The organism is Paraburkholderia sp. SUR17, from assembly GCF_029536165.1.
Lineage (GTDB): Bacteria > Pseudomonadota > Gammaproteobacteria > Burkholderiales > Burkholderiaceae > Paraburkholderia > Paraburkholderia kururiensis.
Genome location: NZ_CP120508.1, coordinates 426647 through 451520, shown reverse-complemented (window position 1 = coordinate 451520; position 24874 = coordinate 426647). Strand labels below are relative to the sequence as shown.

Below are 24874 nucleotides of genomic sequence, written 5' to 3'. Positions count from 1 at the left end.
AATCCGCCTTCTTTCGGCGAATTAGCTCAGTCGGTTAGAGCGACGGAATCATAATCCGCAGGTCCGGGGTTCGAATCCCTGATTCGCCACCAGCTTCAAAAAAAAGCCGCTGTTCCGCAAGGTTCAGCGGCTTTTTGCGTCGAAACGCCGGAAATGCGCCCAAATTGGCGCATTACGCATCTAAAGCAGTAGAACGTTTTAGGTGCGGGCGGTTTTTCGGCAGCGGGTGCTACACGCCACTGTTACGTCAACGTGGAGAGCACACCGTGAAACACCCCTACCGGCTCGGCAACGGAGCGATTGTCGATGTCCAGGATGCTCAGGCTAGCGTTGCAGCAGCACAGGCCGACGAAGTCGACATGGCCAACACCTTGCAGGAGCGTGTCGTGCAGCTTGAGAGCATCGTGGGAAGGTCGACGGGTGAGCTGGCGCGTCTGGCACCGGGTAAGGCGCTGCCAGAAGTCTATCCTTTGCAGGCGTCGGTATGGGCGCATCAGCAAGAGTCAATGGCTTTGACCCAAGAATCCAGCAGCGTCAGATTGCACGTGCTCATACGCATACGTTAAAGACCCGGTAGGCAACAATGCCTTCCGTAACGGCCATCGCGTCGTTTAGCCGGGGCAATGCCAGCTACATCAACGGACAGGATAACTTCATCACGGGCGGCCCTGCCGCCTCCGCCGCGCAAATCGGGATTCGGATTGCCATCCCGTTGTTCGATGGATTGTCGAGTCAAAGCCAGACGCGGGAGAATCTTGCGCTGGAAGACAAGGCTGAGGAAGACCTTGAAGTTGCCAGACAGAGCGCTGCGCAACACGCCCAGCAAGCCTTCCTGGGGTATGAGGGTGGCCGCACCCGTGTCGCCGCACTTGAGCAAGCTGTGCACGCGGCGCAAGCCTCGGTGGCATTCAACGTCAAGGCGTACCGGAATGGCGTTCGCCTTAATTCAGACGTACTGGCAGCAGAGGACCGGTTGTACTCCCAGCAGCGTAACTACATCGAAGCTCGCATCGCGGCGTTGATGTGGAGTGTCAGGCTCAAGGACTCAACCGGCTAGCTTGATGAAGAAGACGTCCAACAGCTAAACAGTTTGCTGGATGGGGCCGGACTCTTTGGAGCTACGCTGACCGAGGAGTCGGCATCAATGCTATATGCGTTGGCGGCTGTGCTGCCTAGTCGCACACGTACGCCACCGAACGGACACTAAGCTTTTCGTAAGCGCTAAATCCGCCACACGTCGTTAGGTGACGTGTTACCGGGTAACATATTTCAGATCGATAGTTACCGGGTAACGAAGGAGATGCGAGATGACGCAAACGACGGCGCAGCGGCAAGCGGCTTATCGGGCAAGGCGCGAGACGGCAGGCAAGGACGGCAACGGTGATCGGCGTCTGGATATGTGGGTGAGCACGGAAGCGAATCTTGCTCTGACGCGGTTAGCTCGCCGTTACTCGGTAACGAAGCGCCAGATGCTGGAGCGGTTGATCGCACGGGCCGACGACGCGATCGTGCGCCGACTCGATCCCGATTCGGAACAGTGGGACCAATACTTCGGCCCGGCGCGATAGGGACCGGAGTTACCCGGTAACGGCTTGCTGTCGAGCGAAGTTGAACGGTAGCAGGTCGCTAATATCGGCGTCCGGCGCACGCTGCGGCAATTGCGTCAGCACGTGCAGCAGATAGGCGTGAGGATCGACGCCGCAGGCTCGACACGTGAGCATCAGGCTATAGACCATCGCGCTCGCTTTTGCGCCGTCGACCGTATCGCTGAAGAGCCACGACTTTCGTCCGGTCACAAAGGGCCTGATGTCGCGCTCGATGACGTTGTTATCGATTGGGGACCGGCCGTCCTCGACATAACGGCTCAGATACCGCCATTGCCTGAGACAGTAGCCGATCGCCTCGCCCAGCAGGCTCTTTGGCAGAACCTTCGGCGCGAGCTCGTCGAGCCAGGTCTTAAAGGCATTGAGCAACGGCACGCTGTGCTGCTGGCGCAGGCGGTACCGGTAATCGGCCAGCGTCTCGCCTTCGGGCAACGTCTGCTTGGCGAGCGTCTCGACTTGATACAGCGCCTGGAAGAATTCGAGCGCCTTCGTGATGCGCGGGCTCGGTTTGTTCTTCTGTCCTTTGAGCGCGTCCGTGAACATCCGGCGTCCATGCGCAAGGCATCCGAGGTGCGTGGCCGATTTAACCGTTCGCCACGCAGGCCAGCCGTCCGTCATCAGCGTGCCCGCGTAGTCTCCGAGGAATTCCTTCGGGTACTGCTGGCCACGCCCCGGCTGGTACTCGAACAGCACCACCGGCTGCTCGCTATCCTCGGCGCTTCGGTAGACCCACATATACGAGGTGGACTGCGCGTTTCGGCCGCTTTCCTTCAGGACCTGGACGGTGGTCTCGTCGCCGTGAATCAGCCACTGGCTTAGCAGAATCTTCTTGAGCGCCTCGAACAGGCGCGTGTAGTGAAGCTCGGCGGGGCGGATGATCCAGTTCGCCAGCGTGCCGCGGCCGACCGCGATGTTCGAGCGCGCGAGCACGTCTTCCATCCGGTACAGCGGTGTGCCGTCGACATACTTGCCGGCCGTGACGGCGGCGATCATCGAGGCACTGGCGTGACTGCCCGGCAAAGGCTGCGCCGGCATCGGCGCGACCACGATCGGCGTGTGCGTGCCATGACGCTCGCAGTGCCGACACGCGTACTTGAAACGCGCGTGCTGCAGCACAGAGACCTTGACCTCCATGTGCAACTGTTCGCTGATTTCCTCGCCCATCCGATGCATGGCCTTGCTGCAGCACGGACAGATCTTCTGCTCCTCGGGCAGGTCGTACTCGATTCGCTCGCGCGGCAGATCCGCGGGCAGCGGCTTGCGGCCACGCTTGCGCGGTTCCGGCTGACCGGGTTCCGGCAACCCGGTATCGGGCAGCGCCGACACATCGCCGTCGTCCTCGTCGGCCGGCTCGGCTTGGGCTGCTTCCTCGGCCTCGTTGAACACGCGGTCGCGGCGCTTCTCGCTCTTGGGCGCGTACTGTCGGGCCAACGCGAGACGATATTGCTCTTCGAGCGCATCCAGGCGCCGGGTCAATTCGTCGATCCTGGCGTCACGCTCGGCAATGACCTGCGCATCGGCCGCCACCCGTTCCTCCAGCTTGTGGATATAGGCCTTGGCGGTGCGCGGAAGTCGGGGGAGATCGGGAGGAGACATGCGCTCAACGATAGCGGATCGCCGAGCCAAATAGGTTTACGCGAATTTGTAACAGCTAAAGCCGCCGTTGTTTACCGGCAACGGCGGCGATACCCTGCTTCAGCTCGCGTGGCAGTACTGCCGCGCTGGGTGGCGGCGCACGGCGTCGATATCGACGCCGTCGAGCAGCAGGTGAAGCTGCTCGGCCGTCAGTTCGATCACGGCTTGCTGACGGCGGGGCCAAACGAAACGGTCGGCCTCGAGGCGTTTCAATAGGAGCCAGAATCCGGCCCGGTCATACAGCAGAAGTTTCACGCGATCGCGTTTGCGGTTGTGGAACGCGAAGACGGCTCGCGCAAGCGGATCGAGCTGCATCGACTGCTCGACCAGCGTGACGAGGCTGTTGATGCCGGCACGGAAGTCGATGGGCTCGCGGTGCAGGTAGATCTGCAGGTCCGCGTCGAAGCGGAACATCAGCGCGTCCCCAACGCTTCGATCATCGCCTTCACGAGCGCGCCATCGTGTGCGGCGCATTCGAGCTGCAGCGTCACGCCGTTGGGCAACTGCGCTGATAGTCGCGCCGGCGTCATTGCCTTCGCCGAGTCGTACCTGTGAGACGTTCGCCGTACGTTCGCCGGCTCGGGGTTCGTGCGCATCGGCGCCACTTCGTCGACCGTGACGACCGGCACGAATGCGGACGGCAACGGCTCGACGCTCGCCGTCGCAGCAGCGGCATTCGTGCGTTCGCGCAATTGAATCCACTTATGCAGCTGGTTCGCGTTCACCCCAGCCTTCAACGCCAGTCCGGCAATTGACGCGCCCGGTTGCCGGCAGGCGTCAATCAGCTTGCGCTTACCCTCGGCGTCAAACTTGCGCTTGCCCGTCGCCGTCACGCCCGTCACCCGCAGCGGAAGGAAATCAACTTCGTTCTGTGTCATCGGTTGCGTCCGCAAGTTGTAGTTGCGGACGCAAGCCTGCGCTCGTTCAGCTTTCGATTCTAGGTGGGGTTAAATTCGCGCTTACAGCTTTTCTGCAAGCCATTATTGCAGCGGGTGGGCGCGATGCTCCTGCGCTTCGCATTTCGTCTGTCCACCACCGTCGCGATACTTCCGGCATGCTTCATAGGTATGGAGGGGAAAACATGTCACCAGATAGTCGAGCCGTACCTTGGCCGTGGTCGACCATGCTGTGGCCATCGCAGTTTGCGGAGTCGCTTTTCGCCGCGCCGGAGCACCTTCAGCAGTCGATACTGTCTTGGACGTTTGCGGGTCTGGTAGTCAATCAGACGAATTCGAGCAATCCTGCGGCAGAGCGAGCAATTGTTAGCAAGGAGAGCTACGGTAAGCAGCTTGGCCGTATCTCTGATGCGCTGAATTCGCTGATAAGGCAGACCGACGTCAAGCGGGACGACGCTATCAATGAGTTCCTTGAAATCAAGGCGCGCATTGACGACATAAAGCACGGTACCGAGACGACCCGGTTCGAAGCGGTCCTGGTGGACCTGCGCAAGCTCAGGCGCAAGAATAAAGACCTTTTCGACGAATGCCTGAGGCGTGTCGCCGAGTTGAACGCCGACTAAAGCCTGCGCGATATACATCGCGCAGGCTGCCGGTCTCTGTGCTTTTGTATCAGCCTCTCAGGCGGCTTGCTGCCCCTCCTGTGGCTCCAGTACCTGCCCAATTTTGTCGAGGGTAAGCGAAGGCACAAACTCCTTGTTCTGGTAAATTTTCGCCAACGCCTTTTCCGGAATCTGCCGTCCACTATCCGGCAGAGCTTCGCCAGCAAGCTCAAACGCTGCATCCCAGATGGCGGCCAGGTACCTCGCGCCTATGCCCATCACGGTGGACGTCTGGTTGCCAAACTTTTCCCAAAGCCCGTCCACCACGTGTACCGAAGTGCCTCCGCCCAGGTGAATATACTCATCGCAGAGTTCTGTTGGGGGAAGCACCGCTGCAACTCCCGCCATCAACTCCACCGTAGCGAACGCAGCATCACGGCCGGCCCTAATGCTGTAAATCGTACCGTGGAACGAAGCCGCCGCAGGACCAATGTTCGCGAGAAGCTCGTCAGAATGCCGGTCAACCATCTTGTTCTCATAGGTCGAGTGCACTCCTTTGCCGGGCCACTTCGCCCTGGTTGCTCCCTCGGCATTCTGGTATCCGTCGGAGCGGTAAGAACCATGCAAAGGCTGACAGGCGTCACCCACGTAATGCGCCAGCACGCCCGCCGCACACAGGAAGCGGCTGTCTTGGCGGGACTTGAGGCAACGCACCATCTCATCGAAAATTTGCCAGACTCGAAACGGTAGCAAGCCTTGATGGCGTGGGTCAGTCTTTCCGTTCTGCCTGTACCAGTCGCGCCAGACCTCAACGCTCATGTTGTCGACCGACGCTAGTGTGAGGTCACGAAGGGTCGTGCCGTTGCTACCAGGGTCGTCAATGTCGGCGTAGTGATTCGGATGCTCGGGACCGGCGTTGCGTGCGTAGTCGCGCCCGCCGAGTGTGTCGTCCGGTGTTTTCTTCCAGACGAGATCCGGCACGTCCGCCAGTTCGACGAAATCTCCGTTGGCAAGCTTAACGCGGATTTGGGCGGGCGTTAGCGCATCCGGAGCGAAGCTGATTCGCTCGAGGTTTGCTTCCAGAAACTTCTTCAGGTCGGCATTGTGTACTGCTTTGGTGGCAGCGGTGGCAATATTGTAATGTCCAGTTTGTCCCCAGTATTCATTAGCGCCTGTATTGTGTGTTCGAACCAAATCAACGTCGAGAAGCCTGCACACCGTGCTCAAGCCAGTGGCGAGTGCGTAATTCAGACGCTTGCCGCCTGAGCCGAGAACCGTCTGGCCTCCCCACTCGACCGCAAGGGGATGGAGCACGCGGCTGCTCCCGTTCCCAGTGGTCAGGTACCAGACAGTTCCCGAGTCTCCCGGTGCGGTTTGGCGCTTGCGCTCCGGCGCAATCAAGAACTGTGAGATGTAGTCGTAGCCGGAGACCGACTTGTGTCGATAAAACAGCGCCTTGATTTTTCCTTCCAGGAGGCCCGACGATGCTCCGAATGCAGTCACCGGCTGGTCGATGAGTTCCAGGCTCATCGTCAGCTCGTTGAGGTCCGCCGTCTCACCCACTGCCCCCGTGAGACCAAACGGCTGGCTCTTCCAGTCATTGACGTTGGCCACTTCAACGAGTCCGATGTCCAGCGTGAGATAGCTGCGCGTGCCAGTAAAGTCCGGGAAGACGTCCTCAAAGGCCATCCGCGTGAGCTGACGACCGGAGCTTGTGCCAATCTCGCTCACGTCGCCGCGCAAGCTCGCCATAATTGGTGTACCCGCTTCGCCACAAACGTGCCGGTTTGTCAGGGCATACATCGTATGGCCATCTGAAACCAGGCACCCGACGCTTGCGACGTGTTCGGCGCCCTGCACGCGAGCAATGAGCGGGCAACCACCGCCAACATAGCTAGCCGGCCACCGCACGTCCGCGGGTGCCGCTTGAATCGACTCGGCGGTCTCGACCGCAACTACGCACACCGGCACCGCACGTCCGTCGGGCAAGTACAAGGCGCTGGGAATCATATGATTAGGGTCTACGCCACTATGGCCAAAACTGGTTGCCTCGACCCAATCTCTGACGAGAACAATAATCGCAGGCCACGAATACGGGAGGACCTCCGAATTTTCGAACGTGCGGATATTCGACTCGTATTCCACATGTTTACCACCCTGGGTCCCATCCGGGTCTGTCTTCCTAATCAGATATAACCCGACAGCTGTGCCCACGACATTGGCCTTGTTCGATAAATGCCAGTGATATAGGTCGCGTGCGTGGAGCAAATCCTTAACGGATAAGCTACGGAAATTAAGTCCTGTGGATAGCTGCATGGTGGTCTCCTTCCTCATCTAAGTGTGGTCCATCGATTCGGATGTTGCGCCCCTATAGACTCGGCGAATGGACACTCTCACGGAATGACAAACAATTCCGTGAGCGTTCTGCCGGCGTAGTTTTCGAGTATTTTTAGGACGGTTATGTGACGTCCATGTGGCCACAGGAACGAGCCGCATGGACGTCTATGTCGGCACGCAGGCCTCGCTCAAATGCCTGAGTGCGTGCACACTTGTTCCCGGTCTGCACGTCATCGCAGACGTCTTGATATACCGGGTTATCTCGGCTCTCATTCGGTCCGACGCACCATGACTTACGGCTCCGAGCGGCCGAGGCTGTGTGAAAACGCGAAAGCGCTCGGTTTTCGGGTGTCGCTTTACCCCTCCCGAACCGCTTCGAAGCCCGTATGCGGCGATCTGGCGAGCCGAGTTTGTCAGGCGGTGCGTTCGGCAGGAGTTTTCACACAGCCTCGGCCAACATCTGCCCAGCCGATGTAAGCACGAGTAGTGCATCATGGAGATGTTTTCAAGAACTTTCTACTTTTAGCTCACAACTGGCAGCAATTTTTTCTGAGAGACATTCAGCAAAGCGCTGGTTCATGCGTGATGCATATAGTGTTCGCGGCGCAATTGATTTCGTCCAATAATCAGTGGCCAGGATGTCCTCGCCGCGCTCGTAGCCCGTCCTGGCGAGCTGTATGGCGAAAGAAGCGGCCACTGGCCGACGCGCGCTTATGGCTGTTGGATACCGGGCTTCACCGAGATGCATCACTCCGGCGTAGCGACAGCCTGCCACTTCTCCATCAAGGTGGCGATGTCGCGGAACCATCTGTTCGGCAGGTTATGGATACCGGCTGCGCCAACATTACCGGCGTACTCCGCTAACAGCCACATCATTCGCACAGGGACAAACATCGCTATCGCACGGTAGTCTGCTTCCGGTATAGGTGCTATTGACCTGTAGCCGTCAATGAAGGCTAGCCACCTTGCACGTGATTTTTCGTCGGGCTCTTCGCGATGCGTGGCCAGCAGATTGCCCCAGAGGAAGACCGAAAGGTCGTAGGCGAGATAACCGGGCCCGCTGTCATCGAAGTCGAAGAACGCCGCACGTCGGCTGCCATCGCCGCCAATGCGAATCATAGTATTGCCGCCGTGACAGTCCCCATGGCATATGACGCGCGATAGCGACGCTTCGGTGGTGGAGAACCTGTCCTCTAGCGCTGTCGCTATCTCGGTTAGTTTTCCCTTTACCTCGTCGTCCAGATGCCTGAGTGCCTTTATGCGGGATAGCGGTCGAAGCAGTAGATGAGCGATGTCAAGCACATAGCGACTTTCAGGACCGGCATACGTCTTGGCCCCGTCGTGGATGCGCGCCAGTTCGGTACCGGTCAGCCGGACGTCATCTAGCTCATCGCCAAGATGCTTGCCGTCAAGATAGTCAAAGACTGCGAGTGTACGAACGCCTTCAGGCGCGGGCACGTCTGTCGACAGGGCACCATCCCGTGTCCTGTGCGCGGCGGCAACTGCAACCCCCTCTGCCTTCAGATGTTCGAGCAACGATAGCTCGAAGTCCGCATTACCTTCACCGCGAGCCCTTAGTGCTGCAAGCCTCGCGATTCTTCGCTCGCCATCTGCAAGCTGGAGTTCGTAGACGTCGTTGAACCCGCGACGCAAAAACAGGCAACTATCAATCTGCCCACCGCGTATCGGCTTTCGACGACCTCGGCGATGCTGTCAGCTTCAATTACTGACCTCACCGCCCGCAGCCGGGGCGAATCCACAGATTGGTTCATGGGCATATTGAATGAAGGGGGAACGTGAAGCAAAACGTAGCACCGTCAGTAACGCTTGCTGCAAATGCCTTTTGGTCTTCGGCCAGCGTCGGAAACCGGTCCTTGTCCTCTTTCAACCCGAAAAAGCATCGCTCAAATCACTCATCCACTTCCTTTCCTTTGAAGTAGTTAATGAGGATACCGATGAGGGCAGCGGTAAGCAGAAGCGGCAAAGCCACGACGGCCGCGGCGGATGCCGAAAGGAAGATGACAGAGTAGGCGAGAGCAAGACCAACAACCGCCGATGTGGCGTCGAGGACAAGCATCGTAACATTACCTTCCTTGAAATCCTGAACGGCATGATAGATGCCAATCGCAGCAGATACGAGCCCAACCACGGCGCCACCATACTTCCCCGCGACGTTGAGGAAACGTTCCAGTCGAAGCCAGCCTGTACCCAGCTGAGCACCTGCCTTTTCGAAAGCACCAATTGCCGTTTTTTCAAGAGTGACCTTAAAGAACGCGATCACAACCCTTAGCGCGCTTGGTTTCGCAGTCACCATCGAAAAAATCCCGTTCCACCCTGAGTGCCTTAACACCGCATCGTGCAAACCATCGCGAGAACGCGCGCGGCGGCACCTGAACTGGCTAAAAACCCACCCGGCAGGCATAGAAAATCCGAGCCGCCCGCCGCGCCGCCGCCATGAATCGATAAATCGACGCCACCATTCGCGCCATTTCCTTCGCTCAGGGCGAGCCCCGATATTTCAACAGACAATTGAGGTAAAGTGGCGACGTTTCTGATTCGGAAAATCCCATGAGCGCTTTTATTCGCGAAGGTGACACCACCGATCACGGCGGCAAGGTTCTCAACTGCTCGCCCGAACATAAAGTCGACGGCATTCCAATCGCGCGGCTTGGCGACATGGTCTCCTGCCCGAAATGCGGCGGCATCTACCCAATCGTGCAGATTCTGCCTCGGGGCATGAACATGGGTGGAAAACATCCCGCGTTTCAGGGCGACAAAACGGCTTGCGGCGCCACATTGATCGCGTCGCAATCGAGCGCGACGGCGCAGCCGACCTCCGGGCCGCGCGGACAGGCCGGGCCGATCGCGAACCATCAAACGGCGAGCGACGCGCCAGGACCATACCGAGGCCGCTTCCAGGTCCTCGACGAGTCGACCGGCCAGCCGATCCCCAACCACCCCTACACGCTGCGCGCGTCCGACGGAACGGTGCTTTCCGGCCAGACCGACTCGAGCGGCTACACGCAGTGGCATGAGGGCGCAGAGCCGGCTTCGCTGCAGTTTTCGTCGCCTTCCACGCAAGTCCCCGGCGGAGCGCGCGGCGAATGAGCGGCAACGCCTACGGAACCGGGTCCGGGTCCGGCTCGACCGCGTCGGGCCGTGGCCAGACGACAAGCGTCCAGTTGCGCGGCGCCGGCCTTGACCCGGCGGACAAAAAGGTCGTGTGCAAGGCGGTTTGCGTTTGCTCGCGCGAGCCGGATGAAGGGGCCTCCGGCCAGAGCCTCAAACAGCAGTGCGTGTCCCGCAATCTTCGCGATGTCGACCGAAGCATGGACTGGCAAAGCCCGTATAAGGCGGAGGTCAATTACGACATGTCAAAGGTCCCGCCCGCGCCGATCATGCGCTCGGCCAACCCGCTGGAGGCCCATCCATATCTTCCGGGATGGATCGCGAAATACTGGCCTGGCGGGCAAGAGGAGTATCCCGCTGGCTCGGGGGCTGTGCGCCGGCCGGACGTGGTGATCGTGAAGGACGGCTCGCTGCCGCCGACACAAGACAACATCAAGAACATCGTGGAGGTCAAATTTCCTCCGCAGTCACCGGACCTCGGGCAAACCGAAGACTATGGGGTGATTGCGGGATCGTCGGACAAGGTCGTCGTCCTCGGGCCGCAGAACTGCGACTGCTCCAACGACGACGAGGGCGAGAATCCCGTCAAATCCGCGGTGTCGGACGCGCTCTCCGAGCTTGGACGCTCGCTGAAATCGATTTTCACCGCGAGGCCGCCGACGCCAGGCTTCGGCCTGCCGCCGCCCGTTCCCCCGCTTCCGGTTCCCTGATAGCCTGTGTCGCCAGGCTCATCCCCATTCGCCCCATGACTGCCATAACGCAAGACTTTCTGAAATGGGCCAAGGCCAACCAGTCCAAAGCGCTGGTGGCGAACGCCCTTCTGGAACCTCGATATCCGCACGACGGAATCGGCGCGGCTTTTGTCATCCGCGCCTGCGTCTACTTTGAGCAAGCCGCCGATCCGGCCGTCCGCGAAGCGCTCGCGCAGACGTTCGACGAGTTCGCGGCATCGATGGGCGACGAAAAGCTGACTTACATGTGGAGCAACGGCAAACCCGCGCAGCCCATGTCAAAGGCGAAATCGTTGCGCGCGGCCGCAGCCGGGCTTGGCCCCGAAGATCGGTTTGACTTCGATTTCATGAGCGGCGAGCGCCCAACCGACGCGAGCCTGTGGGAATTCCATGTCGGCGGCCAGCGCCGATGGCAAGAGAAGCTCGGCAACCGCGGCTTCAACGCCTTGTGGTTCTCGTGGCCCGTTTTCGCTGTCCAGGAGCGCCCCGACGCGTTCGCGAAGCTGTTCTTCGACGCGGTCGCGCGCCTCAAGGCGCCATGGGGCCATGCCGGCGTCGCGGTCAATCTCTCGCCGACCGGACGCGAAGAAAACGAAGCCACCGAGTATTGGGCTAGCCAGACAATGCCCGGCCAAGATGTTGGCTTTCCCGCCGACCTGTCTGTCCGCATGCTCAAAGAACAACTGAAAACGATCGATTGGCTTACAGCGATCAGCAAGCCGATGCTCGAAGCGGCGGGCGGCCTAGGCGGGCTGCGCGCTCATCTGCCGCCAAATTGGTTCGCGATCGGCGACTACGGCCAAGGCGTTGTCATCCGGGCCGGCGTCCTGCCCGAAAGCGGTATATCGGACGAAGAGGGCAAGCCGCCTTTCAATCCGCCCGCCTACGTGATTCTCGACGCAGCATTGCGGTCGATCCGTGTGAGCGAAATGGACAGCTTGCAACGCGGCACTGTGAACGGCGACGCGCCGGTCTACAACACCAAGGCGTCGACCGTCGCCTGGCTCCGCCGCTTCGAGACCGACGAAAACGGCTTGTTCGCCGCGAAGGCCACCTTGCTCGACACCCCGCCCCTCACACCCGCCAACGCGCTCCCGAACCCACTTTGACACACGCCCCGGGCGCGCGCTCACCGACAAAAAACGCCACGGGTTGGAGGCCGCGCGCCTTCGCCCGCCATCGAGCACCGCTTTTGATGCACCGGAAATCCGCCTTCTTCCGTCAAGGCTTCGGACGGAAGTTTTGCCTTGACAGGCAGCGAGTGCGTCAGTGAAGGCCAAACCCCACCGCCCCTACACCGCCTTCGCGTGCGGACCCAACCGCTGAACCAGCACGTCGCCTTCAGCGCCCACCACCTCGCACGCCCCTCCCACTTCACCATTTGCCACGGGCGCGGCCATCACGCAATTGCGGCCATAGTCCTTCGCCGCATAGAGCGCGGCATCGGCGCGCGCCATCGCATCCGCAAAGGTATCGCCGTCGCCGAACTCGGCAACGCCTGCGCTGAACGTGCACTTCGCGCGGCCGTCTTGCTGTGGCATCAGCACCGCAATCGATGCCCTCAACTGGTCGGCAAGCTTCGCTGCTTCCGCCTTGCTGGCGTCAGCGAAGAGCACGCCGAATTCTTCGCCGCCCAGTCGCCCGAAGAGATCGGTACGGCGAATGCCCTTCGAGATCGCTGCGGCAAAACACGCCAGGGTTCTGTCGCCGGCCGCGTGGCCGTAGCGGTCGTTGATCGTCTTGAAGTTGTCGATATCGAGGATCGCAATGGAAAGCCGCTTGCCCGACGCGCGCGTTGCGTCCAGCAACGTCTTGCCCCGGGCCAGGAACGCGCGGCGTACAAGCGTGCCGGTGAGCTCGTCGATGGTGGCCATACGCTCCATGCGCTCGGCCATTCTGTCGTGCGCGAGCATCACCATGCCGATCGAGAGGCACGGCAGCGTGAGGATGCCCATGCCGAGAAACGCGGTATTGAGCGGCGTGGCTTCAAGGAACGTGGTCTGGTGCGCGAAGCCGAAGCCATAGGCAAGACCCCGTCCGACGTGAATTACCGCACCTGCCAGGGCAGAGACCGCCACGAAGAGATAGCTGTACCTCGGCCGGCCGGGCGGGCGGAACCGGTAGGCCATCCAGCCCACCGCGATGCGCACGTAGCCCAGAAACGCAGAGAGCAACGACACGCGGGCGTCGAGATCGACCGCGGCAAACGTCCAGTAGACGAAGCCCGACACCACTGCGCCCGCGAGCAGATACTCAGGGAAAAACGATGGTCGAAGAAAGAAGAACTGACGGAAGCCCTGCACAACGAGCAGCGCCGCAAAAACGAGCATCACACCAACAGTGGCCGTGACGATGGCGGGCGGTGCATCGCGCTGCACGAGCAGCAGCGCGAGCGCGATGGCGAGCACCACATACGCGGCGCACCAGCGGCCAAGCCCCGGAATGCGTGCCTGCAGCAGTGAGCCCAGCACCGCCACGCTCATCACGCAGGACATAATCGCAATGCCGATAAATGCGACAGGGCTGAACATGGCTCTATGCGAGTGGGGCGCCGGGAAAAAGCAGAAGAAAGGCGTCCGCGAGGCAACCGCAGTCCATTGACTGCCCTCCCCGTGGAACCTTCGTATGGTATCGCAACCTTTACCGAGATCTGCCGCGATTTCGCCTAAGCGCCCGGTAACAACAACCGGCTCGAATACCTGGCTTCGCAACGCACCTCATACGGTGTACTCAGTGTTCGGCTGCGTCGCACGACGACCGAACCTTGCACACCATGCTCGCGCTCAAGCACCGTTTGCACCGCGCACCCATACCTCTCAACAAGCGCGCCGGCTTCCTGTATCCTTTGCGACCTTTTCGCCGCCGGTCCAGGCCCGGCTCCAGGAAAAGCCAGGCAAAACACCAGGCTCCGCGCGGCGCGTGCGTCTCACCGGCGACGATATTGCCATGTCACAATTTCGTCACCCATGTGCAAGAGTCCGACTGCACAATGTGGCGCACACAACGAAAAATGCATGTTACGGGGTAGTGCTGTGACCGAAAAATACAAGGTGCTGTTTCTCTGCAAGGAGAATTCGGCACGCAGCATCATGGCGGAAGCCTTGTTGCGGGAACTGGCGGGCGATCGTTTCGCACCGTTCAGCGCCGGAGCCGATCCGGCAGCGAGGGTGCACCCCCTGGCGCTTGCCCAGCTGCGCCCCGGCATATCGGAACTGGGCCGGCTCAATCCGAAGAGCTGGCACGAGTTCACGGGACAGTGGGCGCCTCGCATGGATATCGTCATCGCGCTGGACAGCCGCGTCGCCGAATACCATGCGCCTGTCTTTCCCGGTCAGCCCGAGTTCTGCGAATGGAGTTTCCCGGACCCGCTCGCCGATGGCATGTCAGAAGCCGAACGCTCGCGTGCGTTCGAACGGGTCTTCTGGCAGATCCTGCGCCGCGTGAGCGTGTTCATCTCGTTGCCGCAGTACTGCGATGGTTCGTCGGCACGCGGAACGTCGGCAGCTGCGGCGGCGCAATTGCTCGATGCAAGCAACGACATCGCCCCGCCCTCGCTGGACCGTCATACCGGCTCGCACCAGCCGGCTTGTGCGTAGATCTCTTTTCTGTCGATCACGCCAGCTTCGCGACATTTGGCGCGGCTGGCGCGACGACTACGCTAGTGCGCCGCGCACGCGGCGCGACTGAACCAGCGTCGTCGCCTCACGCTGCCCGCCGCTTCCTCCCCTTGCCCACCGGCCGCGTCAGTTCCGCGGCGAGAAAATCCACGAATGCCCGCACGCGCGCCGACAGTTGATGATGCGGCGCGTAGACCGCATAGATGTCGGCGCCCGGCGTGCGGTACTCGGGTAGCACCTGCACGAGCGTCCCGTCACGCAGGTACGGCGCGATGTCCCACTCCGCGCGCATCAGGATGCCGTGGCCGTCGAGCGCCCACTTCACCGCGATCTCGCCGTCGTTCGTCGTGAGATTGCCGCGCACCCTCACCGTCTCTGTTTTCTGAGCGGCACCGCGGCCGCTCGTGAGTCGCCACACGCCATAGCCGTCCCCGCCCTGACGAATGCCGATGCAGTTGTGCTGCGCGAGTTCGCGCGGACTCTTCGGCGCCGCGTGCCGCCGCAGATACGCCGGCGACGCGCACAACAGCCGCCGGTTCGGCGCCACGCGTCGCGCAATCACGCGCGCGTCGGGCGGCTCGCCGAAACGGACGCAGACGTCGAACGCGTCGTCGCTGAGCGGTGGCGGGTCGACGGAAAGCTGCAACTGCGCCTCCACCTCGGGATAGCGCTCGACGAATCGCGAGATCGCGGGCGCCACGTGACTGCGGCCGAAGCCAAGCGTCGCGTTCACGCGCAAGAGGCCCTTCGGCACCGCGCGCGAGCCGCCGAGCAGTTCGGCAAGCTCGTCCATCTCGCTGAGAATCTGGCGCGCCCGCGCGAGATACAGCTCGCCTTCGGGTGTGAGACTCATACGGCGCGTGGTGCGATTCACGAGCGCGACGCCTGCGCGCGCTTCCATCTGTGCGAGATGTTTGCTCACCGCTGCAGTAGAAAGACCGAGTTCGCGCGCGGCGGCGGTGAGGCTGCCGCTGCCGGCGAGCGTCGAAAAGAAACCGAAATCGTCGGGCTGGATGATGGCCATGGAGCGAAGTGGACGGCGTGAAGAACGATAGCGAAGAGCACCGATCCTTAACCTGAGGTTAAAAGCGGTTTCAGTCTAGCACCGTTCCCAGCGGGGCTTTCTGCGCGACGATAGCCGCCACTTCTACAGCGTTGATGGAGACACACGGACATGAAAACCTGGCGCATTGCCACCATTCCCGGCGACGGCATCGGCAAGGAGGTGGTCCCGGCGGGCCAGCGCGTGCTCGAAGCCCTCGCGCAACGTTCCGACGCGTTCGCATTCGAGTTCGAGAACTTCGACTGGGGCGGCGACTACTATCGCGAACACGGCGTCATGATGCCGGCCGACGGGCTCGACGCACTGCGCCACAAGGACGCGATTCTGTTCGGTTCAGCCGGCGATCCGCACATTGCCGACCACATCACGCTGTGGGGCTTGCGCCTCAAGATCTGCCAGGGCTTCGACCAGTACGCGAACGTGCGCCCCACACGCATCCTGCCCGGCATCGACGCGCCGCTGAAACGCTGCACGCCCGCCGACCTCGACTGGGTGATCGTGCGCGAAAACTCGGAAGGCGAGTATTCGGGCGTGGGCGGCCGCGCACATCAGGGGCACCCCATCGAGGTGGCAACCGACGTCTCGATGATGACGCGCGCGGGCGTCGAACGGATTCTGCGTTTCGCGTTTCGTCTCGCGCAATCGCGTCCGCGCAGACATCTCACGGTGATCACGAAGAGCAACGCGCAGCGCCACGCCATGGTGATGTGGGACGAGATCGCGGTGCAGATCTCGAAGGAATTTCCCGATGTCAGCTGGGACAAGGAACTCGTGGATGCCGCCACCGCGCGCATGGTGAACCGCCCCGCGTCGCTCGACACCATCGTCGCGACCAACCTGCATGCGGACATCCTGAGCGACCTGGCTGCCGCGCTGGCCGGCAGCCTCGGCATCGCGCCCACGGCGAACCTCGATCCCGAACGCCGCTACCCGTCGATGTTCGAGCCCATTCATGGCTCAGCATTCGACATCATGGGCAAGGGGCTCGCCAATCCGATCGGCACGTTCTGGTCGGCGGTCATGCTGCTCGAACACCTCGGCGAAACCGCTGCGGCCCGCGTGCTGATGTCGGCCATCGAGCACGTCACCGCCAGCCCCGCGCTCCATACGCGCGACCTGGGCGGCAACGCGACCACGGCACAGGTGACGGACGCCGTCTGCGCGTACATCGCGCAACACGCAGCGCTTATCCAGCAGGCTGCCTAAGCGCATTGCCGCTTTTTGCACTGAATTGCTCTGAGTTGCTCCGAATTGCGCTGACCGCTCAGGTCGAGAGCAACACTCAGCAATACCCACCATACGAAGAGCTGCCGTCGTGCGCCATGCTGCGCACGGCAGGCGGCCTCCACCGGAGACGACCATGACTTCCGACCTGCCCGCCCGCGTCGTGCGCAAGCTGACGTGGCGCATCCTGCCGTTCGTGATGCTCCTTTACTTCGTGAGCTTTCTGGACCGCGTGAACGTGGGCTTTGCCGCGATCTCGATGAACAAGGCCATCGGGCTCACGCCGGCCATGTTCGGTCTGGGCGGCGGCATCTTCTTTCTGGGCTATTTCCTCTTCGAGGTGCCGTCGAACCTCATCCTCAACAAGGTCGGCGCGCGAGTGTGGATCGCGCGCGTGATGGTCACATGGGGGCTCGTATCCGGGGCGTCGGCGTTCGTGAGCGGGCCGCACTCGTTCTATGCGCTGCGTTTTCTGCTCGGTGTGGCCGAAGCCGGTTTCTTCCCCGGCATCATTCTTTATCTGAGCCAGTGGTTTCCCGCTCGCCAGCGGGCGCTGGCCGCCGCCGCGTTCATGGCCGCGGCGCCGCTCTCCACGGCGATCGGCTCGCCCGTTTCCGGCGCGTTGATGGAGTTGCCGCCGATGCTTGGCCTCAGCAACTGGCAATGGCTCTTTCTGATCGAAGCGCTGCCTGCCATCGTGCTCGGCTTCGTGGTGCTGCGCGCGCTCACGGATTCGCCGGAAAAGGCCACGTGGCTCGCACCCGAGGAGAAGGCCTGGCTCGTCGCCACGCTGCGTGACGAGCACCGCGAACGCGAGTCGCAGGCGGGCCACACCGAAGGCGCGCTGCGGGCGCTGCGCGATCCGCGCGTGCTGGTCATGGCGCTGATCTACTTCGGCACGTCCGCGGGGCTTTATACGCTCGGGTTGTGGGCGCCGCTCATCATCCGCCAGTTCGGCTTCAGCGCGTTCGGCACGGGCATGCTCAACGCGATACCCAGCGTGCTCGCGGTGGTGGGCATGATTGCGTGGGCACGCCATTCGGACCGGGCACGTGAACGCACGTGGCACGTCGTCATCCCATGCGTGGCCGCCGCCGCGGGGCTCGCATTCTGCGGCGTCGCACAGACGGCGGCCCAGGTCGTGCTGGCGCTCGTCGTCGTGAACGTGGGCATCAGCGCTGCGAAAGCGCCGCTGTGGGCCATGCCGGCCTCGTTCCTCTCGGGAGCGGGCGCGGCGGCAGGCATCGCGATGATCAATTCGATCGGCAACCTGGGCGGCTTCGTCGGGCCGTTCGCCATCGGCTGGCTCAAGTCCGTGACGGGCGGCTACGCCGCGGGCCTCTATGTCGTCGCGGCGAGCCTCGGCCTGTCGGCCGTGCTCACGCTTGCGATTGCGCGCGGCGGTTTGCGCAGACATCCGCAAGCGGTGCAATAGGCGCAGCCTCGCGGCTTACTCCTCCATGCGAGCACGCGTGGTGGAGAGCAACGCCGTCATGGTTTCTCGCGCGCGCACCGTGTCGCGGGCCTGAATGGCTTCGAGCACGGCGGTGTGGTCGGGCAACGCGGCGTTGAACACGTCGGCGCGCTTGGCGTTCACACGCAACTGCGCCTCCAGCGTGCGCTCGATCAACGCGCCCAGCGGAATGAGCAGCTCGTTGCAGCACGCGTCCAGCACGCTCAGATGGAATTGCAGGTCCGCACGCACCCATTCGTCCTCGTTGCGGGCGGCCGCCATCGCGGCGTGCGCGTCGGCAATCGCGGCGAGCTTGGCTTCGTCGTGCGCGGCGGCGGCGAGCGCGGCGGCGTAAGGCTCGATCATTTCGCGCATCTCCTGCAGCTTCATCGCGAACTTGAGCGGCGGCGCCACGCGCGCGTACCAGTTGAGCAGGTCGGCATCGAGCAGATTCCACGCGTCGCGCGGACGCACCCGCGTGCCCACCCGCGGCCGCGACTCCACCAATCCCTTCGAGGTCAGCGTGCGCAGCGCCTCGCGCAACACCGTGCGGCTCACGCCAAAGGTCTCCATGAGTTCCGCCTCACGCGGAAGGACCGATCCCGGCGCATAGTCGCCGCGCAGAATGGCCGTGGCGAGTTCGTATGCCACGCGGCCGTGCAGATCGTTCTGAATGGCTGTTCTCCGTTGTGCTTGTACTTGTACGGCCGGCTCGCAGCGCCGGTCCTGGCTAGGTCGCCGTTTGCCGGCGGCCGGTCTTGCACCCGCAGCCGGGTGAAAACGACCGCGATTATCGGACATCCGCGGCTCGTGGAGCATGCGCGCCCGCAAGACGCAGCCCGGCCCAGTATCGCGCGGTCGAATAATACTATTAATAGTACTGTTTTAAGTTTTGCGCTAGGATATCGCCACTCGACGCGGCGCCGCTGCCTTCCTCACGCCAACGGCCGCCGCGCAGTCACGGCATTCGCAAGGAGACATCGCCATGAAGATCACCCGCCTCGAAACGTTCATCGTCCCGCCGCGCTGGCTCTTCCTCAAGATCGAAACGGACGAAGGCATCGTCGGCTGGGGCGAGCCCGTTGTCGAAGGGCGCGCCCATACCGTGGAAGCGGCCGTCCACGAACTCGCGGACTATCTCGTCGGCAAAGACCCGCTGCTGATCGAAGACCACTGGCAGGTCATGTACCGCGCCGGCTTCTACCGGGGCGGTCCGATTTCGATGAGCGCGATTGCGGGCATCGACCAGGCGCTGTGGGACATCAAAGGCAAGCACCACGGCGTGCCCGTGCATGCGCTGCTGGGCGGCCAGGTGCGCGACCGTATCAAGGTCTATTCGTGGATTGGCGGCGACCGTCCGCACGACGTCGCGAACAACGCGCGCGCCGTGGTGGAGCGCGGCTTCAAGGCGGTGAAGATGAACGGCTCCGAAGAGCTGCAGATCATCGACACCTTCGAGAAGGTGGAAGGCGTGATCGCCAACGTGGCGGCCGTGCGCGAAGCCGTGGGCCCGCATGTGGGTATCGGCGTCGACTTCCATGGTCGCGTGCACAAGCCCATGGCCAAAGTGCTCGCGAAAGAGCTGGACCCGTATCGTCTGCTCTTCATCGAAGAGCCGGTGCTCTCGGAGAACGTGGAAGCGTTGCGCGACATCGTCAACCAGACCAACACGCCCATTGCGCTCGGCGAGCGGCTCTACTCGCGCTGGGACTTCAAGCACATTCTGGCGGGCGGCTACGTCGACATCATTCAGCCCGACGCGTCGCACGCGGGCGGCATCACCGAGTGCCGCAAGATCGCGTCGATGGCGGAAGCCTACGACGTCGCGCTCGCGCTGCATTGCCCGCTCGGCCCCATCGCGCTCGCGACGTGCCTGCAGATCGACGCGGTGAGCTACAACGCGTTCATCCAGGAACAGAGCCTCGGCATTCACTACAACCAGGGCAACGACCTGCTCGACTACATCCGCAATCCCGAAGTGTTCCGCTACGAAGACGGCTTCGTTTCGATTCCGCAGGGCCCGGGCCTCGGCATCGACGTGAACGAGGAGAAGGTCCGCGAGATGGCGAAGGTGGGCCACCGCTGGCGCAATCCCGTGTGGCGCCATTCCGACGGCAGCGTCGCCGAGTGGTGACGCTGCGCGGGCGAGCGCGATGGCGGGGCTCGCCCGTTACGTGACATCGCGCGGGACACGTTTCGGTTACGTAACGTATCCCGCGTTTTTTCAGGCCCGTGTTCGCCGGCTCACACACGCGTGTTAGCCGGAGCGCTCACCGGCTTTGCTTGCCCCATAAGGCTTTGCGACTGCGCCCGTGACGCGCGGCGCACCTCTGGCCCACTCCTTGCTGACCTGCGTGCAAACGACAGCAAAAACAGGGAGTGCACATGGGCGAGTTCCTTCCGGACTATCTGATCCGCGAACAGGCGGCAGTCGGCGCGCTGTTCGCGTTCGGCGTGCTGCGCGTGATCGGCGCGGCCGTCGCGTTCGAGCGCGGCTGGCAGATCGGTCTGGTCGGCAAGTGCTTCGTCGCGGCGGCGGTGCTGTACTGCCTGCCGCAACTGTTCGATCTGCTCACGCAGATGTACGGGTCGCGCGTGGCGCTCGCGGAACTCGAAGGCAAGGCGGCAGGCTGCGCCGTGGCGCTTTTCTGCGCGCCGATTCTCGGTCATCGGCTCGGCTTCGAATGAGGGCCTCGCATCGCAACCGGCGCGCCGCCTGGGCTACGCGGTCGCCGTGTATCGAGCGGACCGCGCCTGCCGTGGCTGCGAAACCCACTGCTGCGGCGGCGCAGTCGGCGTATCGTGCCGGCGATGTCGTCGCGCTCAAGTCGGCGGGACGCACGATGACCGTCATGTGGGCCGGGCCCGTGCTCTTCGACGCGGGCCGTTGGGCGATCTGCCAGTGGTTCGACGACGCGGGCGAGCTGTGCCAGGAGATGTTTCCCGAAGCCATGCTCGTGGCCGCGCATCGGTCGCTCGCCTCCTGATCTGCGCACACGCGCTGAGGCTTTTCTCTCTCAACCCATCGCCATTGCGCCGGGCATGCTGTGCGCGAGCGCGGCCGCTGCGATGAACGCGCCCGTGATGGCCAGCGCTTCGAGATACAGCACGTTGGCGAACGTATGGGCGTCCATGGTCGATGCCGTGCGGCGCAGGCGCGGCAGCGCCTGGAAGCGGTTGAGCCCGCCCAGCACCACGGCCAGCGCAACGAGCGTGAGCTTGAAGACGAGCAGATGACCCCACGTGCTGCCCGTGAGCGGCGCAAGCGATCCGCCCGTCCCGCGCACTGCACGGAACACGCCCGTCGCGATCACGAACAGCACGGCAACGAACGACGTGGACGACAACTGGCTGGCGATGCGAATCAACACGCCGCGCGCCGTCGACGCGCCGAGCGCGGGCAACACCGCGAATCCGGCCGACATCACGAGGCCGCCCCAGACGCCGGTCGTGAGCACATGGAGCGTCTGGATACCGAGCGCGGCCGACGCAAGGCCGTCATCGGCGGCATGGCCAGACGCGGCCCGGCCCGCCGCGACGGCGATCACGGCCAGCCACAACAGCGCGTCGCGCAAACGGCCCGCATGCGGCACAAGCGTCGTAACGAGCAGCACGAGGGACGCCGCGAACGCGAACGCCCACGCGTGACCCACGTGCGTCTGCGCGAGCAGCGTCGGCACGGCGGCCAGGGCATCCGTCAACGTCGCGCCGGTCACGGCTGCGGCTTCGTACAGCAGCCATGCCAGTTGCGCGAGAAGCAGCGCGACGGCGGCCGCCACCGCGGAGCGTTGTGCACGCATCGAGGCAATATGCGCAGGCGCCGCCACGGCCCGGCCGTCTTTATCGAGCCACGCGCCGAGCAGGGCCGAACCCACGGCAAAGGCGAATGCCACGTCGACAAGGGCAGCCATCGTGACCTGCCCGAACCAGAGCCAGTCCATCGTCATTGGTCACGCTCCGCCGTTGCAAAACGCTGACGGGAGAAAAGCGTGGCACGCAACGTCGTGCGCGGCGGCAAAAGGGAGTCGAAAGGCGTCATGAGGTAATGGGCTGGAGCGGGAAACAACGGCAAGGTGAGCAAACGACCGCAGACGAGACTGCGGCCCAAGATGTTAGCGATGATCGGCGCCGTTGTGGCAGGCACGACTGCTGCGGCTATCGCGTCACGCAAGCGGCCCCGGATGCCGAACATGCAGACCGCTCAAACCCGCTTGCGGTGGGCGCTGCGTCAAACTGTCGCACAGCCGCACCCTCTGGAACTCCGTTGCCTGTGGCAAATAGTCACCTTCACCCATCGATGATAGAATGCTGCGTCGCCGCAGCGCCGCCGTCTTTCATCTGGCGCGCGCAGCCTTCATTCCGAGCCAATCGAAGCTCGGTCAGGTTCCCGCCCTTGATGGAGTTACGCGTGTCTTCAAGACGCATTTTCCGCCCGCTCGTCGCCCTTCTGCTGGCCGGCACGGCAGGCGTCTACAGTGCTGCGAATGCGCAGACGACCCAGCCCAAAGCCCCCGATACGATGGAAGCTCGCGTGCAAGGCTGCACGGCGTGCCACGGCTCGCATGGCCAGGGTACCGACAACGACTACTTCCCGCGCCTCGCGGGCAAGCCGGCCCAGTATCTGTACAACCAGCTGCAGAACTTCCGCGAAGGCCGCCGGAAGTATCCGCCCATGAATTACCTCGTCACGTATCTCTCGGACGACTACCTCCACGAGATCGCGACGTACTTCTCCCAGCAGCGTCCGCCGTACCCGACGCCTGCAAAGCCGACTGTGCCCGCCTCGACGCTCGAACGCGGCCGCCAGATCGTGCTGAACGGCGACGCCGGCAAGCAGATTCCGGCCTGCGCGGCATGCCACGGCAAGGCGCTGACCGGCATGGAGCCCGCCATTCCGGGTCTCGTCGGCCTGCACTCCGACTACATCAGCGCGCAGCTGGGCGCATGGCGCTCGGGCTCGCGTCATGCCGTGGCGCCGGACTGCATGCACACCATTGCAACGCGCCTTTCGGATGAAGACGTGAACGCCGTGGCCGCGTGGCTCTCCACGCAGCCGGCTCCGCAAAACCCCGTTCCGGCTCCGGCCCGCTCGATGAAGACGCCGCTCGCGTGCGGCAGCGAACCGCAATAAGGCGCCGGGAGAGACAACCAAATGAAACGCAAGTCCCTGTTCGCACTTTCCGCTGTGGTCGCCGTGGCGGCCGCGGCACTCGTCCCGGTGCTGTGGTCCGGCGGCGACAATCTGCACAACGGCGTCGCCGTTGCCGCCACGCCGGCCGATCAGGCCGAGCTCATCAAGAAGGGCGAGTACCTGGCCCGCGCGGGCGACTGTATCGCCTGCCACACGGTGCGCGGCGGCAAGCAGTTCGCAGGCGGCCTGCCAATGGCCACGCCGTTCGGCACGCTCTACACGCCCAACATCACGCCCGACGACCAGTACGGTATCGGCAAGTGGAGTTCTGACGACTTCTACCGCGCCATGCACACGGGCCGCTCGAAGGACGGCAGCCTGCTCTATCCGGCGTTCCCGTTCACGAGCTACACGAAGGTTTCGCGCGCGGATTCGGACGCCATCTACGCTTACCTGCGTTCGGTGCCGCCGGTTTCCGTGCCGAGCCGTCCGCATGAGCTCAAGTTCCCGTTCAACAACCGTAACCTGCTGATCGGCTGGCGCACGCTCTTCTTCCGCGAAGGCGAATACAAGCCGGACCCGACCCGCTCGGTGGAATGGAACCGCGGCGCGTATCTGGTCGAAGGCCTCGGCCACTGCGGCATGTGCCACACCTCCATCAACATGATGGGCGGTCCGGTGAACTCGGCGGCGTTCGCAGGCGGCCTGATTCCGCTGCAGAACTGGTATGCGCCTTCGCTCACGTCGAGTGAAGGCGGCCTCGGCGCCTGGGACATCAAGGACGTCGCCGACCTGCTGAAGACCGGCGTGTCGCAGCGCGGCGCCGTGTTCGGTCCGATGGCCGAAGTCGTGCACAACAGCTTGCAGTACCTCTCGGACGACGACATTCACGCCATGTCCACGTACCTGAAGACGATCCCGCAGAAGAGCGAAGCGCCGGAACCGCTCCAGCTGGAAACGTCGCAAGCGTACGGCAGCGAACTGTTGGAGCAAGGCAAGAAGATCTACAACGACCAGTGTGCGAAGTGCCACGCGGAGAACGGTCTTGGCAAACCGCCTGCGTTCCCGCCGCTCGCGAACAACCAGTCGATCCAGATGCAGTCGGCGGTCAACCCGATCCGCATGGTGCTCAACGGCGGCTATCCGCCGAGCACGTCGGTCAATCCGAAGCCGTATGGGATGCCGCCGTTCGCGCAGGCGCTGTCGAATCAGGAAGTAGCCGCGGTGGTTACCTACATCCGCATGTCCTGGGGTAACAAGGGCGCGCCGGTGTCGCCGCAGCAGGTTGCCGATCTGCGTTCGGCGCCGCTCGACTGAGCGACGCGCTGACGCCAATCGCAGTACCCGGGGGCGCGGCCGGCGGATATCGCAGGCGGCGCCCCCTGTTTTTTGTGGGGCTTGTTTGATGCATTACGGACCGTGGAACAGCGGTCCGCCGCACCGGAACCATTG

At 62.9% G+C, this 24874-nt stretch carries 25 protein-coding genes and 1 tRNA gene; 16 read left to right on the top strand and 10 right to left on the bottom strand.

The window, feature by feature from the left end; translation table 11 throughout:
• Window positions 1-15: 15 nt before the first annotated feature.
• The 4 genes from P2869_RS02055 to P2869_RS02040 all read left to right on the top strand — a co-directional run bounded on the left by P2869_RS02055 (window position 16) and on the right by P2869_RS02040 (window position 1568).
• A tRNA-Met gene (locus P2869_RS02055) sits at window positions 16-92 on the top strand.
• A gap of 174 nt (window positions 93-266) precedes the next feature.
• Window positions 267-566: a hypothetical protein gene (locus P2869_RS02050; RefSeq protein WP_277597323.1), complete on the top strand. Its 300-nt coding sequence runs from the start codon at window positions 267-269 to the stop codon at window positions 564-566.
• 17 nt (window positions 567-583) lie between these two features.
• Window positions 584-1057 carry a TolC family protein gene (locus P2869_RS02045; protein WP_277597322.1) on the top strand — a complete coding sequence of 158 codons (474 nt, stop codon included), beginning with the start codon at window positions 584-586 and terminating at the stop codon, window positions 1055-1057.
• Window positions 1058-1307: 250 nt separating this feature from the next.
• Complete coding sequence (locus tag P2869_RS02040) at window positions 1308-1568, top strand: hypothetical protein (RefSeq protein ID WP_277596575.1); 261 nt, start codon at window positions 1308-1310, stop codon at window positions 1566-1568.
• Between the two features lie 9 nt (window positions 1569-1577).
• Here P2869_RS02040 and P2869_RS02035 read toward each other — a convergent pair whose 3' ends face one another.
• The 3 genes from P2869_RS02035 to P2869_RS02025 all read right to left on the bottom strand — a co-directional run bounded on the left by P2869_RS02035 (window position 1578) and on the right by P2869_RS02025 (window position 4117).
• Window positions 1578-3200 (bottom strand): IS66 family transposase, encoded by a 1623-nt coding sequence (locus tag P2869_RS02035; protein WP_277596574.1) that lies wholly within the window; start codon window positions 3198-3200, stop codon window positions 1578-1580.
• A gap of 99 nt (window positions 3201-3299) precedes the next feature.
• Window positions 3300-3653: an IS66 family insertion sequence element accessory protein TnpB gene (gene tnpB, locus P2869_RS02030; protein ID WP_055347105.1), complete on the bottom strand. Its 354-nt coding sequence runs from the start codon at window positions 3651-3653 to the stop codon at window positions 3300-3302.
• Window positions 3653-4117: a transposase gene (locus tag P2869_RS02025; protein WP_277596573.1), complete on the bottom strand. Its 465-nt coding sequence runs from the start codon at window positions 4115-4117 to the stop codon at window positions 3653-3655. The genes tnpB and P2869_RS02025 overlap by 1 nt, the downstream gene beginning before the upstream one ends.
• A gap of 203 nt (window positions 4118-4320) precedes the next feature.
• On the opposite strand from P2869_RS02025, the gene P2869_RS02020 reads away from it, so the two are divergent.
• The gene (locus P2869_RS02020; protein ID WP_277597321.1) at window positions 4321-4758 is read left to right on the top strand and encodes a hypothetical protein; all 438 of its coding nucleotides are present in this window, start codon (window positions 4321-4323) and stop codon (window positions 4756-4758) included.
• Window positions 4759-4815: 57 nt separating this feature from the next.
• On the opposite strand, the gene P2869_RS02015 is transcribed toward P2869_RS02020, so the two are convergent.
• The 3 genes from P2869_RS02015 to P2869_RS02005 all read right to left on the bottom strand — a co-directional run bounded on the left by P2869_RS02015 (window position 4816) and on the right by P2869_RS02005 (window position 9388).
• Window positions 4816-7053 carry a S1/P1 Nuclease gene (locus P2869_RS02015; RefSeq protein ID WP_277597320.1) on the bottom strand — a complete coding sequence of 746 codons (2238 nt, stop codon included), beginning with the start codon at window positions 7051-7053 and terminating at the stop codon, window positions 4816-4818.
• A gap of 768 nt (window positions 7054-7821) precedes the next feature.
• Entirely contained in the window at window positions 7822-8727 is a 906-nt protein-coding gene (locus P2869_RS02010) for a phosphotransferase (RefSeq protein WP_277597319.1), read from the bottom strand.
• Window positions 8728-8983: 256 nt separating this feature from the next.
• A complete protein-coding gene (locus P2869_RS02005; protein ID WP_277597318.1) occupies window positions 8984-9388 on the bottom strand; it encodes a hypothetical protein in 405 nt (134 codons plus the stop codon).
• Window positions 9389-9642: 254 nt separating this feature from the next.
• Here P2869_RS02005 and P2869_RS02000 point away from each other — a divergent pair, with 254 nt between their 5' ends.
• The 3 genes from P2869_RS02000 to P2869_RS01990 are packed head-to-tail and all read left to right on the top strand — an operon-like array spanning window position 9643 to window position 12043.
• The gene (locus tag P2869_RS02000) at window positions 9643-10182 is read left to right on the top strand and encodes a PAAR domain-containing protein (protein ID WP_277597317.1); all 540 of its coding nucleotides are present in this window, start codon (window positions 9643-9645) and stop codon (window positions 10180-10182) included.
• A complete protein-coding gene (locus P2869_RS01995; RefSeq protein WP_277597316.1) occupies window positions 10179-10913 on the top strand; it encodes a VRR-NUC domain-containing protein in 735 nt (244 codons plus the stop codon). The genes P2869_RS02000 and P2869_RS01995 overlap by 4 nt, the downstream gene beginning before the upstream one ends.
• Before the next feature lie 35 nt (window positions 10914-10948).
• Window positions 10949-12043, top strand: coding sequence for a type VI immunity family protein (locus tag P2869_RS01990; protein ID WP_277597315.1), 1095 nt, complete (start codon window positions 10949-10951; stop codon window positions 12041-12043).
• Window positions 12044-12226: 183 nt separating this feature from the next.
• On the opposite strand, the gene P2869_RS01985 is transcribed toward P2869_RS01990, so the two are convergent.
• A complete protein-coding gene (locus P2869_RS01985; RefSeq protein WP_277597314.1) occupies window positions 12227-13465 on the bottom strand; it encodes a GGDEF domain-containing protein in 1239 nt (412 codons plus the stop codon).
• Window positions 13466-13966: 501 nt separating this feature from the next.
• Here P2869_RS01985 and P2869_RS01980 point away from each other — a divergent pair.
• The gene (locus P2869_RS01980; protein WP_277597313.1) at window positions 13967-14530 is read left to right on the top strand and encodes an arsenate reductase ArsC; all 564 of its coding nucleotides are present in this window, start codon (window positions 13967-13969) and stop codon (window positions 14528-14530) included.
• Between the two features lie 106 nt (window positions 14531-14636).
• On the opposite strand, the gene P2869_RS01975 is transcribed toward P2869_RS01980, so the two are convergent.
• On the bottom strand, window positions 14637-15575 hold the full coding sequence (locus P2869_RS01975; protein ID WP_277597312.1) for a LysR family transcriptional regulator: 939 nt from the start codon (window positions 15573-15575) through the stop codon (window positions 14637-14639).
• 150 nt (window positions 15576-15725) lie between these two features.
• Here P2869_RS01975 and P2869_RS01970 point away from each other — a divergent pair, with 150 nt between their 5' ends.
• Window positions 15726-16820: a tartrate dehydrogenase gene (locus P2869_RS01970; protein ID WP_277597311.1), complete on the top strand. Its 1095-nt coding sequence runs from the start codon at window positions 15726-15728 to the stop codon at window positions 16818-16820.
• Between the two features lie 154 nt (window positions 16821-16974).
• On the top strand, window positions 16975-18273 hold the full coding sequence (locus P2869_RS01965) for an MFS transporter (protein ID WP_277597310.1): 1299 nt from the start codon (window positions 16975-16977) through the stop codon (window positions 18271-18273).
• Window positions 18274-18288: 15 nt separating this feature from the next.
• On the opposite strand, the gene P2869_RS01960 is transcribed toward P2869_RS01965, so the two are convergent.
• Window positions 18289-18966 carry a FadR/GntR family transcriptional regulator gene (locus P2869_RS01960; protein ID WP_277598033.1) on the bottom strand — a complete coding sequence of 226 codons (678 nt, stop codon included), beginning with the start codon at window positions 18964-18966 and terminating at the stop codon, window positions 18289-18291.
• A gap of 310 nt (window positions 18967-19276) precedes the next feature.
• Between P2869_RS01960 and dgoD the strand changes: the two genes are divergently transcribed.
• The 3 genes from dgoD (at window position 19277) to P2869_RS01945 (ending at window position 21278) form a co-directional block, all read left to right on the top strand.
• A complete protein-coding gene (dgoD, locus tag P2869_RS01955; RefSeq protein ID WP_017772750.1) occupies window positions 19277-20425 on the top strand; it encodes a galactonate dehydratase in 1149 nt (382 codons plus the stop codon).
• A gap of 251 nt (window positions 20426-20676) precedes the next feature.
• Complete coding sequence (locus P2869_RS01950) at window positions 20677-20979, top strand: hypothetical protein (protein ID WP_017772749.1); 303 nt, start codon at window positions 20677-20679, stop codon at window positions 20977-20979.
• 155 nt (window positions 20980-21134) lie between these two features.
• Window positions 21135-21278: a DUF2158 domain-containing protein gene (locus P2869_RS01945; RefSeq protein ID WP_233411585.1), complete on the top strand. Its 144-nt coding sequence runs from the start codon at window positions 21135-21137 to the stop codon at window positions 21276-21278.
• A 30-nt stretch (window positions 21279-21308) separates the two neighbouring features.
• On the opposite strand, the gene P2869_RS01940 is transcribed toward P2869_RS01945, so the two are convergent.
• Window positions 21309-22238: a CopD family protein gene (locus P2869_RS01940; RefSeq protein WP_277597309.1), complete on the bottom strand. Its 930-nt coding sequence runs from the start codon at window positions 22236-22238 to the stop codon at window positions 21309-21311.
• Between the two features lie 449 nt (window positions 22239-22687).
• Here P2869_RS01940 and P2869_RS01935 point away from each other — a divergent pair, with 449 nt between their 5' ends.
• Together P2869_RS01935 and P2869_RS01930 are read left to right on the top strand one after the other, a co-directional pair.
• On the top strand, window positions 22688-23422 hold the full coding sequence (locus tag P2869_RS01935; protein ID WP_042299509.1) for a c-type cytochrome: 735 nt from the start codon (window positions 22688-22690) through the stop codon (window positions 23420-23422).
• A gap of 21 nt (window positions 23423-23443) precedes the next feature.
• Window positions 23444-24739 carry a cytochrome c gene (locus tag P2869_RS01930; protein WP_017772745.1) on the top strand — a complete coding sequence of 432 codons (1296 nt, stop codon included), beginning with the start codon at window positions 23444-23446 and terminating at the stop codon, window positions 24737-24739.
• Window positions 24740-24874 lie beyond the last annotated feature (135 nt).